Genomic DNA, 12,322 nt, shown 5'->3' with positions numbered 1-12,322 from the left:
GGCCAAGGGCGACGTGCAGCGCACGCTGCTGGCTGGTGCGGCGCGCGAGGCGGCCAACGTCACTGATGCCGCCGCGCTGACCACGCTGTGCCACGGTCCGGGCGCGTGACCGCGCGCGCGAGGGTTGCGCCGGTCGTCTGCAGAGAGATCACACCCTCCACCTTCGGCAAGCGTGTGCTGCCGCTGACCTTGCATGCCGCGCGCGCGGCCGGTGGACGTGCGGCCGCTGCACCAGGACACGCACACCATGGCGTTTAAGTTGAACGCAAACCGCCGCATCGGCCTGGCGTTGCTGTGGCTGGCCTTGCTGGTGGTGGCCGGGATCTGGTTGAGCGAGACACTCAAGGTCACCGGCGACCTGCGCAAGTTCATGCCCGCCCCGCGCACGCCGGCGCAGAAACTGCTGATCGAAGAACTGGGCGAAGGCCCGGGCTCGCGGCTGCTGCTGATGGCGTTGTCCAATAGCGATCCGGATACGCTGGCGACGCAATCGCAGCTGCTACGCGAGGCATTGGCCGCGCAGCCGGCGTTGTTCGAGTTGGTCGCCAATGGCGGCACTGCCGGCCTGGATGCGATTCCCGAACGGTTGCTGCCCTATCGGTATCTGCTCAGCGACAGCTTCGACCAGGCACCGTTGGATGCATCGAACCTGCAGGCAGCGTTGCAGGCGCGCGTGCAGGATCTGGGTTCACCGGCAGCGGCATTGGTGGAGCCGCTGCTGCCGCGCGACCCCACGCTGGAAGTGCTGCATCTGGCCGAAACCCTGCAGCCGGCAGCCGCGCCGCAGACGCGTAACGAGGTGTGGTTCGACCGGGCCGGCAGCTCGGCCTTGCTGCTGGTGCAGACGCGCGCGGCCGGGTTCGACCCCACCGGCCAGCAACTTGCCTACGACGCGGTGCAGGCGGCGTTTGCCAAGGTCAGCAAGGGCACTGGCACGCGGCTGACGCTGACCGGGCCGGGCGCGTTTGCAGTGGAGATCACCGCGCGCACGCAAGGCGAGTCGCAGTGGATCGGCACGCTGGACACGGTGGGCCTGGTGCTGTTGCTGTTGATCGCCTACCGCAGCTGGAAGATTCCGGTGCTGGGCGTGTTGCCGTTGGCCAGTGCCGGGCTGGCTGGTCTGAGTGCCGTAGCGCTGCTGTTCGACGGCGTGCATGGCATCACCGTGGCCTTCGGGTTCACCCTGATCGGCGTGGTGCAGGATTACCCGATCCACCTGTTCAGTCATCAGCGGCCCGGCCTGGATCCGCGCGACAACGCGCGCCATCTGTGGCCCACGTTGGCTACCGGCGTGGTGTCGACCTGCATTGCCTATGTGACCTTTCTGTTTTCCGGCGTGGATGGCCTGCGGCAGCTGGCGGTATTCACCATCGCCGGGCTGGCGACTGCCGCCATCACCACACGCTGGTTGCTGCCGTGGTTGATCGACCCGGCGCCGCGCGACTACGCCGACTCGCGCATGCTGGCGCTGCTGTGGCGTGGCATCGCGCGGCTGCCGCGCCCACGCCTCAGCCTGGCGGCGATCGCAGTGATCGGCATCGCGGTGATCGCCTTTGCACCGGGGCAGTTCTGGCAGAACGATCTCTCCAAGCTCACCCCGGTGCCGCCCAAGGCCCTGGCCCAGGACACCCGGTTGCGTCAGGAACTGGGCGCCCCCGATGTGCGTTACGTGCTGGCGCTGCCGGCAGCCAGCGATGAGGCGGCGTTGCAGGCCAGCGAGCAGTTGCGCCCGCGCCTGGATGCGCTGGTGCGCGATGGTGCGCTGGTCGGTTACGACATGGCGGCACGCTATCTGCCCAGCGCCAAGACCCAGCATGCGCGTCAGGCCGCGTTGCCCGACGCCGCGCAGGCGCGCGCATTGACCGAACAGGCCGTCGCCACCACGCCATTCCGCGGCGATGCGTTTGCCCCGTTCCTGCAGGACCTGGAGACGGCCAAGCGTGCGCCGCCGTTGCGACCGAAGGATCTGGCCGGCTCGCCGCTGGCGACCTCGGTGGGCGGGCTGTTGCTGGGGCGCGGCGATCGCAGCACCGCCCTGGTGTCGCTGACGGGCCTGCGCGATCCATCGGTGCTGGCCACCGCCGTGCAAGGCAGTGGCGCACAACTGCTGGATCTGAAAGACGCCTCCGAATCGCTGGTGGCGGCCTACCGTGGCCGCGTGCTGGGCGCCCTGGTACTGGCAGCGCTGTTGCTGGCGGTTACCGTGGCGGTCGCGCTGCGCAGTCCGCGCCGCATCGTGCGCGTGCTGTTGCCGATGGCGCTGACCACGGTGCTGATCCTGGCGATCCTGCGTGGCACCGGTGTGGAGCTCAACCTGTTCCACCTGATCGCGCTGATCCTGGCCGCCGGCCTGGGGCTGGATTACGCGCTGTTCTTCGATCATGCCGGCGACGATCATGCCGACCAGCTGCGCACGCTGCATGCCTTGATCGTGTGCAGCCTGATGACGCTGCTGGTGTTTGCACTGCTGGCTGCATCGAGCATCCCGGTACTGCGCGCGATCGGCACTACCGTGGCGCTGGGCGTAATGTTCAATTTCATTCTCGCGCTGCTGGTCTCGCGTGAGCCGGCACTGGAGCGCAAACGCGATGGAGAGCCGCATGCAGGGACGTGACGCAATTGCCGCCTTGATTCCGCACCAGGGCAGCATGTGCCTGTGGGAAGAGCTGGTCCAATGGGACGCGCAGCGCATCGTGCTGCGCAGTCATGCGCATCGCAGCGACGCGCATCCGTTACGCGCCAACGGGCGACTGCGCGCTGTGCATTTGTGCGAATACGGCGCGCAGGCCATGGCCGTGCATGGTGGCCTGCTGGGCCGTGCATCCGGCAAGCCGGTACGCCCGGGCATGCTGGTGGCGCTGCGTGGCGTTGATCTGCATGTGACGTATCTGGACACGCTGCCGGATGCGATCGACTGCGACGCACAGGTGCTGATGCAGGGCGAGGACAGCCAGCAATACAGTTTTCGCCTGACCCACGGCGCGCAATTGCTTGCCGAAGGGCGTGCCACGGTGATGCTGGGCGCTGCACAGGCCCTGTAGGAGCACGCTTGCGCGCGATGAAGCATCACCGCCAAAGCCTCATCACGCGCGCGCTCCTGCCGGATGTGGGCGATCGATGCGGGCGCTCTATTCCTGCGCCTGCTGCCAGTCGTTAGGATGAGGCTCTTTCCGCCGTCTTTTACGCGGCTTTATCGGGACTGTCATGAGCACATCCATTCCGCAGCGTCGTGCACTGGTGACCGGTGGCAGCGGCGATCTTGGCGGTGCGATCTGCCGCCAGCTGGCGGCGCAGGGGCGGCATGTCATCGTGCATGCCAATCGCAATCTTGCGCGCGCAGAAGCCGTGGTGGCCGCCATCGTGGCCGACGGGGGCCACGCGGAGGCGGTGGCGTTCGATGTGGCCGATGCGCAGGCCAGCGGTGCGGCGCTGGAGCAGTTGCTGGAAGCCGGGCCGATCCAGATCGTGGTCAACAACGCCGGTATCCATGACGACGCACCCATGGCGGGCATGAATGTGCAGCAGTGGCATCGCGTCATCGATGTCTCGCTGCACGGGTTCTTCAACGTCACCCAACCGTTGCTGCTGCCGATGGCGCGCACGCGCTGGGGCCGCATCGTCAGTGTGTCGTCGGTGGCGGCGGTGCTGGGCAATCGCGGGCAGACCAACTACGCCGCCGCCAAGGCGGCCTTGCATGGCGCGACCAAATCGTTGTCGCGCGAGATGGCCAGCCGCGGGATCGCGGTCAATGTCGTCGCGCCCGGCGTGATCGAAAGCGAGATGGTCGGCGAAAGTTTTGCGCCGGAGGTGATCAAGCAATTGGTACCGGCCGGGCGCGTGGGCAAACCCGACGAGGTCGCCGCGCTGGTCGCCTTCCTGTGTTCGGAATCTGCCGGTTACATCAATGGCCAGGTCATTGGCGTCAATGGTGGGATGGGCTGAGGACGGCTGGCAAAACGCAGGCGCGTGGCGCGAGGTGGGCGCGGCCGGCCCTGTGGCTGGCCTCCAGTGCGCGACCAGGTTGGCCTCGGCGCTTGTGGAACCTTTGACGGCATGGACGCCGCCACGGCGCTCTTAGAACGGATTCACCGTGTGTTCCCGTAAACGGCGGGGTGTCGCGCCCTTGACCAGTCCTGCGTTGGAACGTCGCAACGGCGATGACGCTCATGCTCGTCCTGAGAGTGATTGAACGGTGCGGATGCGTCGGGTGTAGAGCGGTTGGCCTGTGGCTTTGCTGCAGGGGCCCTCGACCAAGCTTCAACAGACCCAAGTGAGGCGCGGAGCGGATCATCTGCGCCTTTGCTGCAGGGCCCTTGCCCGCCCACCATCGCAGGACACGCTGCAAGTACGTCCGTGTAGCTCCGTGGCGGCATCCATGCCGCCAAGGGTCCCGCGACGGTGGGCGGGCAAGGACCAGTGGAGATGGTCGGTGTGCATGGATCTCAACCAGCGGTCAGCAAGCTGGTGGCGCGGTGACCGTTGCTCTTCGACAAAACCACCGGCCAACTGTCTGGCGTGGTGTCCTCGCCATGGACGGGTTGACGGCGTGTCCCGCGAGCGGTGAGGGCGCCGCGCCCTCGACCAGACGTGAAGACAGTCAAGTGATTGCGATACGCACGATGCAGGCGTCGTTACCTGATTGCTTGATCCCGGCAGCAAGGCGCAGAGCGGATGGTCTGCGCCGTTGCTGCAAGGACCAGTCGAGATGGTCGGTCCGCAGGGTTTTCAATAAAGCGGCCGCCTAACTATCCGGCGAGAGCGTCGCGCATGCGACGCCCGCCAGAACTCACCGCGTATCGGCGCGCTCGCTCAAGCTCACGCCGCGTCGGCGTACCACGTGGCCGTCAGGATCGGCGCGCCGCTGGCAGTGGCGGTCAGCGCATCCAGGCCGTGGTCGGGCAGGGCCGGGTGGCGCTGGCGTGCCTGCTGCAGGATTTCGCGGGCCAGCACTGCCATCTGCGCCACGTTGGCGTGGATGCGCGCGACGAAGGCGTCGTCGTCCAGGGTGTCGTTCAACGCGCCATTGAGTTCGTTGAACCAGCCGATCAGGTACTGATCCAGCAGGCGTCCTTCGCCGCCGGTGATGCCCCGTTCGGTGTTGCGCACGCCCCAGTCGTGCAGCACGCGTTGCATGGCCAGATTCATGTCGCGCGCGTAGAGGAAATCTGCCTTCATGCGCGAGAGCAGGCTCAGGTCGGCGATGCGCCCGGCGCAGAACAATGGCGCCAGCAGCGACCAGTAGTAGGTGTAATCCCAGATCACCTTGACCGGCATGACCTGCTCGTCGCCGAACAGTGCGTACTGGTCCTGATACAGGGTCAGGGTGTTTTCGTAGAACGAGAAATACAGTTGCTGGTACAGCTCCACATACGGGCTGAGCGACTTGCCGGCGCGATCGCGGCCGATCAGTTCGCAGATGTAGGTGTTGGAGATGGCGATGAAGTCGCTGCCGGGCGAATAGAACGGGTCCAGGAACAACCCGGCCTCGCCGGTGAGCGCCCAGCGCTGCGATGAAAACACCTGCTTGCAACCGTAGGAGAACTTGCGCAGGAACAGGAAGTCCTGCAGCCGGTAGTCGGCCTTGTCGAGCGTGGCGGCCACCTGCGGTTGATGCAGGCGCAGCCAGTCCATGGCTTTGTCGTGGGTGTTCATCGTCTCCAGCGGATGCATGTCCGCATCGCAGACGATACCCAGCGAATGCGCGCCCGAGGACAGCGGGATCAGCCAGAACCAGTAGCCCGGCCCGCACATGTGATTGGTCGAGCGCCAGCGATCGGGCGGGGTGCAGCGCTGCAACCAGCTGCTGTCCTGCGACCAGCCATTGGGGTCGATCAGCCCTTCCACGCGCCACCACACGGCGTTGGCGTTGTGCGCGTTGTCCTGCGCCAGGCCGAGCTTGCGCTTGAGCAGGCCGGCGCGCCCGCTGGCATCCACCACCCAGCGCGCGCGCAGCGTCGTCTGCACGCCCGCCTGTTCGTAACGCACCGCGTGATCGGCCTCGTCCCCGGACAACTCAACGCCCTTGACGCTGCAGCTGTCGAGAAAGGTGATGCCCTGCGCGCGGGCGCGTTCGCCGAGGAAATTCTCGAAGCGGCCACGGTCGATCTGCCACGACGGTGTCGGCAGGATCTTGCTCACGCCCAGTTCGGTGCAGCGGTCGATGTCGTCGCGCTTGTCGGAGAAAAAGAAGCGGAAGCCGAACTTGCGGATCTGCTCCGTCTCCAGGTGCTCGCGCAGGCCCAGTACATCGGCGAAATAATGCGCTCCGATTTCCACCGTGGATTCGCCGACCTTGAAGGCGGCCTCGCGCACCGGGTGCGCGCGGCGCTCCAGCACGGTGATCGCCAGCTCCGGATCGCGTTGCTTCAGTTGCAGGGCCAGGCTCAGCCCGGCCAGTCCACCACCGGTAATGACGACATCGGTACGCTGTGCATTCATGGGGACGGGTTGCTCTTGGTGACCGCCGGCACAGTAGCAAATTCGCCGTCGGCATCGTCAACGATCACCGGGTTGGCGCGCACGTTGCGGTATTCGCGCCAGATGTGCCCGTACGTCCAGGCCTGGACGACCACGTGCAAGGTGATTTCCCACAAGTCGCGCACCAGCCGGAAGTGGCTCTTGCGGAAAGTGCCGGGCGCACTGCCGGCGTAGCGGGTTTCGATCGGCACCGCGACCACGCGCGCACCGGCCTGGCGCGCGGCCGAAATCAGCAACTGCGCTTCGAACACGAAGCCTTCGCCGGGCACGTCGGGCAGGGTGAACACCGAGGCCGGGTAGAGCCGCTGCCCGCTCTGGCTGTCCACCAGCTGGAAGCCGCAGGCCCAGGCGATGCCCCAGTCGCCGAAGTCGTTGCCGATCCGGCGGATGGTGGGCTGGGTGGCGCGCTTGCGCATGCGTGCACCGACGATCACGCAGCCGGGATGCCGGTTGGCCGCCGCCAGCAGGCGCGGGAAGTCGGCGGCCTTGTGCTGGCCGTCGCCGTCCATGGTCATCACCGCACGCATGCCCATCTGCTGGGCGCGTGCAAACCCGCTGCGGAGCGCGGCGCCCTTGCCCCTGCGTTGCGGGTGGCGGATCAGGATGACAGGCAGGTCGGCGATGCAATCGGCCGTGCCGTCGTCGGAGCCGTCGTCGATCACGATCACATGCGAGCAATAGGTCAGCGCATCGGTGACCACTTCGCGGATGCGCAATGCCTCGTTGAGGGCCGGCACCAGGATGGCGGTGTCTTCGCGGCTCAGGGGAACCCGGCTCATCGTTGCAGCTCCACATGCAGCACGCGGCCAGGGCCGGCATGCAGTGCCACGGCCTTGCCAGCGCCGGCCAACAGCTCGAACAGCGGCAGCATCGGCGCCATTGCGTTGCCGGCGACATGCCGCGACAACGGTCCCTCGGCTGGCGAGGGCACGCCGTCGTCCAGCCGCGCCTGCAGTTGCGGCTTGCCGGCCTGGCCGGCACGGCCCAGCACCAGCGCGCCCCCGAGCAGGCCCTGGCTGGGCGAGATCCGGCCCAGCGGCCCGACCGAGCGCGCGTCGTAGCCGGCCAGCAGCACCGCATCCACGCCGTCGGTGAGCTGCACCAGCGCTTCCAGCAGGCCTTGCGCGAAGCTGGCCGCGTTGGCGCTGATCGCGGTGGTCGGGGTCATCGCACCGGCGCCGATGGTCCAGTAGCCGGCCGCGGCGTTGTGCACCGAGTTGTGGAACTTGGTCGGCGAGATGGCCAACGGGTCGCTGGCCAGGGTGGTGCACATGTAATCGGTGATGGCCAGATCGCCGTGGGTGGAAGTGAAGACCGAGGGCAGGCTGGTCGGGGCGCGTCCGGCGGCCGTGCAGGCGGCCAGCGCGGCTTCCAGCGACACCGCCACCGTGTCCGGTGCGCGACGGCGTTCATTGGCGGCCAGCAGCTGCGGCGCCGGACGCGCCGGGGTGTCCTGCAGCGCGCCGCCGTGCACGAAGGCCTGCGCGGCCTCCCAGTGGGGCAGGCCCTGGGTCCAGAAGCCGATGCCTTCGATGGTGGCGGTCATCATCAGCGTGCCCGCCCGAACAGCAGCGAGCAGTTGTTGCCGCCAAAACCGAAAGAGTTGTTCATTGCGTAATCGATCCGGGAGTGGGCAGTATCGAAACGGATCTGCGGGCCGCAGGCCGGGTCGGGCACCTCGCTGTTGAGGGTGCCGGGCAGCAGGTCGTCGCGCAGCGCCAGCAGTGCGATCACCGATTCCACGATGCCGGCCGCGCCCAGGGTGTGCCCGGTCCAGGCCTTGGTCGAGCTGGCGTGCAGGGTATCGGGGAAGATCGCCGCCACCGCAGCCGCTTCCACGCTGTCGTTGGCCGGGGTGGCAGTGCCGTGCAGGTTGAGATAGCCCACCGCGCCCGGCTCCAGGCCGGCACGTTCGAGCGCGCCGCGCATCGCCAGCTGCGCGCCCAGGCCCTGCGGATGCGGCGCGGACATATGGTGCGCATCGCTGGATTCGCCATAGCCATACAGCCACAGCGCCGCGTCCGGCGCCGCCTCGGTGCGTTCGACCAGCGCAAAACCGCCGGCCTCGCCCAGGCTCAGCCCGACCCGGCGTGCGTCGAACGGCTGGCACATCTCCGGCGCCACCACCTGCAGCGAGTTGAAGCCGAACAGCACGCTGCCGCACAGCGTGTCCACGCCACCGACCAGGGCCGCGTCGATCACCCCGGCGGCCATCAGCCGCGCTGCCTGCGCAAACACCTTGGCGCTGGACGAACAGGCGGTGGCCACGGTGACGCTGGGGCCGCGCAGGCCGGTGGCGTGCTGCACGAAGTCGCCCAGCGAATGCGGCGTGTGCACGATCGGGCGCTCCAGATCGGGCGGGAAGCGCGCGCCGTCGGCGTCTTCCACCAACCGTGTATAGGCCTCTTCGCTGGCACCGATGCTGGAGGTGGAGGTGCCGATGATCACCGCCACACGCTCGGCGCCGTAGCGCTGCGCGGCGGCCTGCGCCGCGTCCAGCAGGCCATCCTGCTGCAGGGCCAGCCAGGCCAGGCGGTTGTTGCGGCAGTCCCAGCCTTGCAATGTGGCGGGCAGGACCACGTCTTCCACGCCGTCGACGCGGCCGATCCAGCAGGGCAGCGGTTGCGGCCCGAAGTCGTTGCGACGCAGGCCGCTGCGCTGCGCCCGCAGGCCGGCGGCCTGGGCCGCGAGACCGGCACCGAGCGCGGTGGTGGAAGTGAAGGCGGTGACGGCGACCGGGGCCATCTGGGACGAATGCTGCGCTTGGCTCACGGTGGTCTGGCTGGCAAAAAGTGCTCGCAGTATATCGATGGCGTGGCTGGGCTCCGTCGATGGCGCAACTGAACGCGCCGGTCATGTCGCTGACGCAGCTGGGATTTTTCGCAGCTGCCGCGCTTTCGCCGTCGCCGCAATTGGGACACAATCCTGCGGCCCACCTCTCTTACGAGCGCGATCACGCGCGCATGCACGCCTACGTCTATAAAAGCCAACGCAAGCAGGACACCTTCGTCTATCTCGCCACGCGTGACGACTTCTCCGGTCTTCCCGCTGCCGTGCACACGCAGCTGGCGCCATTGACCTTCGTGCTGGAGGTGGCGTTGACGCCTGAGCGGCGCCTGGCGCAGGCCGATGCGGCCACCGTGCGCGAGGCGCTTGGCAAGCACGGGTTCTATCTGCAGCTACCCAAGACGGTGGTGCTGGCGGGCGAGTGCGACCATGACTGAGCCGCAGCGTGCCGCGCGGGTGCGCGCCGCCGCCCTGGCTGGCGCCGCCGGTGTGGGGTTGTCCCTGCTGGGCGGGTTTGGCGGCGGCATTGCCGCGGTGAGTCTGTGGCTGGCCCAGCCGGCCTTTGCCTTGGCGGTGTCGTGGGCGCGCGGCAGCCGCGCGCTGGCGACCCAGCCGCGTGCCATCGCCCAGACGCTGCCACCGTTGCTGACGATCTGGGGCGTCGGGCTGCTGGCGTTGGCCGCACTGATCAGCTGGCCGCTGACCGCCCTGCGCGACAGCGGCAGCCTGGCCGCGGCGCTGGCGCTGAGCGTGGCGATCAGCGCCGCGTTGCTGGGCCTGTGGCGGACCTGGCCGTTGTGGGGCGAGGTCGAGCGCGACGGTGGCGCGCTGGCGCCGCGCTGGCATGCGCTGGCCACGCAGGAATTGCATGCCTGGCGTGGCCTGCTGGCAGCCGCGCTGGTGCTGGCGGTGTGCACGCTGGGGGTGGCGCTGGCCTGGCCGGGCTGGTTGTCCGACAGCCTGCGCTGGGGCCTGGCGCTTGCCGCGGCCGCGTTGCTGCCGGCTGCCCACCTGCTGCTGCAACGCACCGCCGCACCGACCCGTAGCGATGCGCCGGTGGCACGCCAGGCGGCCGATTTCTTCAATGAGGCCGCCGCCGAGCCGCGCCCGCTGGAGCCGGTGGCCCAGCATCAGCTGGTGCCCGAATTGTTCGAAGCCGCGCGCAGCGGCCGGGTGGATCGCGCGCTGCAGTTGCTGGAGGCCGGTGCCGACCCGCAGGCGATGCCGCTGCCGGAATGGCGCGACCAACGCAGCCTGCCGGCACTGGCGGCGGTGCTGCCGGACCTGCGCCTGTTGCGCGAGTTGATCGTGCGGCGCGTGGACGTCAACCAGCCGCACCGCGGCATGACCCCGCTGCTGGCCGCCACCCGCGACAGCTGGCATGGCCGCCCGGATGCGGTGATGACCCTGCTGGCCAACGGTGCCGACCCGCGCGCCAGCGACAACGACGGCAACACCCCGTTGCACCATGCGGTACGCAGTTCCGACCCCGGCGTGGCCGCGCTGTTGCGCGATGCCGCCGCCGACCTCGATGCGCTCAACAACGACGGCCACTCGCCGCTGGCAATGGCCTGCCAGGTCGGCAACTGGCGGCTGGCGAAATTCCTGCTGGAGCGCGGTGCCCATTCCGAACCGGACGGCGGCGCACCGGTGCTGCTGGCAGCCGCCGGCACCGAAGAGGACGACCCGGCCGGTGTGCAGCTGCTGCTCAAGCACAAGGCCCGTGTGGATGCGCGCGACCGGCAGCGCCGTAGCGCCCTGCACGAAGCCGCGCTGGCGGGCCATGGCGACATCGTCGAGGCGCTGCTCTCGGCCGGGGCCAACCTGGAAGCGCGCGATCTGCTCGGCCGCACGCCGTTGCTGGACGCCGCGCGGCAGGCGCGCAGCGCGGTGCTCGAACGCCTGGTGGCGCGCAAGGCCGATGTCCTGGCCGTCGATGGCGAGGGCCGCAATGCGGTGATGCTCGCCTGCGCCGCCGACAGCGTCTCGCCGGCACTGATTCGCCGCCTGCTGGATCTGCAGGTACCGGCCGACGCGGCCGATGTGCATGGCCGCCACGCCGTGGACGTGGCGGCCGAAGCCGGGCGCTGGGCGATCGTGCAGTTGCTCGATCCGGCCTACCCGCTGCCGGCCGCCGTCAGCGACGCCCCGGGCGATACCCCGGGCGATATCCCGGGTGGGACCGTGTTGCCGGATCGCCCGCCATTGGTGCTGCTGCGCGAAGGCCTGCAGTTCGGCCAGCGTGATGGCCTGACCGCCCTGGCGCGGTTGTGCGGCCCGGAAGAACTCGGCGGCCTGCTGCACGACGCGCACCTGGCGCTCAATGCCGATGCGGTCGACTGGCTGTTGCGCCACGGCGCCGATGCCGAAGTGCGCGATGCCTGCGGCGATGTGCCCATGTTTGCGCTGCTCTCGCGCGGCGTGGAGGCGGTGCCGGCCATGCAGGCCCTGCTGCGCCATGGCGTGTCGCCGGCCGGCGCCGGTGGGCTGACCCGGCTGCTCAGTGCCTGCGTGCAGCACGACGCCGCGTCGCGCGGGCTGGAACAGTTCGCGCTGGAATTGCTCGACCGCGGCGCCGACCCGTTCGCGCCGTCGGCGGCGGGCGACCCCCCATTGTCGCTGGCGGTGCGGCTGGGCTGGCTGCGCCTGCAGCAGTGGCTGCTGGAACACGGGGTGGACCGCGAAGCGCGCGACAGCCATGGCATGACCGCACTGCATCTGGCCACCGCGCTGGGCCGCGACGCGTCGCTGAAATTACTGGTCAAGCAGGGCGCCTCGCCGGAAGCGCGCGCTGCCGACGGGCAGACCCCGCTCGGCGTGGCGTTGTCGATCGGCCGCCGCGATCTGGCCGACTGGCTGGACTGGCGGATCTGGTCGCTGCCGCGCCGCACGCTGCGCGAGGCCGATGTGCCGTCCGCGGCGATGACCGGCGACACCGACGCCGTGCGTCGCCTGATCGACCTGGGCCTGCCGGTGGATGCCGTCGACGCGCAGGGCTGCACCGCGCTGCTGCGTGCGGCCGGTGGCGGCCATCTGGGCGTGGTGGCGCATCTGCTCG

Annotated in this window: 10 protein-coding genes; 6 read left to right on the top strand and 4 right to left on the bottom strand. The window is 69.0% G+C overall.

The genetic code is table 11. The annotated features are described in order from the left end of the window. The first annotated feature begins 13 nt into the window (after nucleotides 1–13). The 4 genes from OZ10_RS18240 to fabG all read left to right on the top strand — a co-directional run bounded on the left by OZ10_RS18240 (nucleotide 14) and on the right by fabG (nucleotide 3,942). Nucleotides 14–109: a LolA-related protein gene (locus OZ10_RS18240; protein ID WP_338117738.1), complete on the top strand. Its 96-nt coding sequence runs from the start codon at nucleotides 14–16 to the stop codon at nucleotides 107–109. A 138-nt stretch (nucleotides 110–247) separates the two neighbouring features. Then, nucleotides 248–2,614 (top strand): MMPL family transporter, encoded by a 2,367-nt coding sequence (locus tag OZ10_RS18235; RefSeq protein WP_039415289.1) that lies wholly within the window; start codon nucleotides 248–250, stop codon nucleotides 2,612–2,614. After that, nucleotides 2,601–3,041, top strand: a complete 441-nt coding sequence (locus tag OZ10_RS18230) for a hotdog family protein (RefSeq protein ID WP_039566390.1) — start codon at nucleotides 2,601–2,603, stop codon at nucleotides 3,039–3,041. Before OZ10_RS18235 ends, OZ10_RS18230 begins: the two co-directional genes overlap by 14 nt. Before the next feature lie 163 nt (nucleotides 3,042–3,204). Beyond that, nucleotides 3,205–3,942: a 3-oxoacyl-ACP reductase FabG gene (gene fabG, locus OZ10_RS18225; protein ID WP_039566387.1), complete on the top strand. Its 738-nt coding sequence runs from the start codon at nucleotides 3,205–3,207 to the stop codon at nucleotides 3,940–3,942. A gap of 873 nt (nucleotides 3,943–4,815) precedes the next feature. On the opposite strand, the gene OZ10_RS18220 is transcribed toward fabG, so the two are convergent. From OZ10_RS18220 to OZ10_RS18205, 4 genes are read right to left on the bottom strand one after another with little or no spacing between them, the layout of a single operon-like run. After that, on the bottom strand, nucleotides 4,816–6,438 hold the full coding sequence (locus tag OZ10_RS18220; RefSeq protein WP_039566385.1) for an NAD(P)/FAD-dependent oxidoreductase: 1,623 nt from the start codon (nucleotides 6,436–6,438) through the stop codon (nucleotides 4,816–4,818). Then, a complete protein-coding gene (locus tag OZ10_RS18215; RefSeq protein WP_039566383.1) occupies nucleotides 6,435–7,256 on the bottom strand; it encodes a glycosyltransferase family 2 protein in 822 nt (273 codons plus the stop codon). Before OZ10_RS18215 ends, OZ10_RS18220 begins: the two co-directional genes overlap by 4 nt. Then, on the bottom strand, nucleotides 7,253–8,026 hold the full coding sequence (locus tag OZ10_RS18210; protein ID WP_039566381.1) for a beta-ketoacyl synthase chain length factor: 774 nt from the start codon (nucleotides 8,024–8,026) through the stop codon (nucleotides 7,253–7,255). The genes OZ10_RS18215 and OZ10_RS18210 overlap by 4 nt, the downstream gene beginning before the upstream one ends. Further along, on the bottom strand, nucleotides 8,026–9,222 hold the full coding sequence (locus OZ10_RS18205; RefSeq protein WP_039414439.1) for a beta-ketoacyl-[acyl-carrier-protein] synthase family protein: 1,197 nt from the start codon (nucleotides 9,220–9,222) through the stop codon (nucleotides 8,026–8,028). The genes OZ10_RS18210 and OZ10_RS18205 overlap by 1 nt, the downstream gene beginning before the upstream one ends. A 218-nt stretch (nucleotides 9,223–9,440) precedes the next feature. On the opposite strand from OZ10_RS18205, the gene OZ10_RS18200 reads away from it, so the two are divergent. Both OZ10_RS18200 and OZ10_RS18195 read left to right on the top strand, forming a co-directional pair. Beyond that, nucleotides 9,441–9,701: a YcgL domain-containing protein gene (locus OZ10_RS18200; protein WP_039414450.1), complete on the top strand. Its 261-nt coding sequence runs from the start codon at nucleotides 9,441–9,443 to the stop codon at nucleotides 9,699–9,701. Beyond that, nucleotides 9,694–12,322, top strand: a 2,629-nt coding sequence (locus OZ10_RS18195; RefSeq protein WP_039566380.1) for an ankyrin repeat domain-containing protein, incomplete at its 3' end; no start/stop codon positions are given. The genes OZ10_RS18200 and OZ10_RS18195, both read left to right, overlap by 8 nt.

The organism is Xanthomonas cannabis pv. cannabis (genome assembly GCF_000802365.1).
Lineage (GTDB): Bacteria > Pseudomonadota > Gammaproteobacteria > Xanthomonadales > Xanthomonadaceae > Xanthomonas > Xanthomonas cannabis.
Note: the sequence above shows the minus strand (reverse complement) of the source record. Positions and strands in the feature narration are given on the sequence as shown.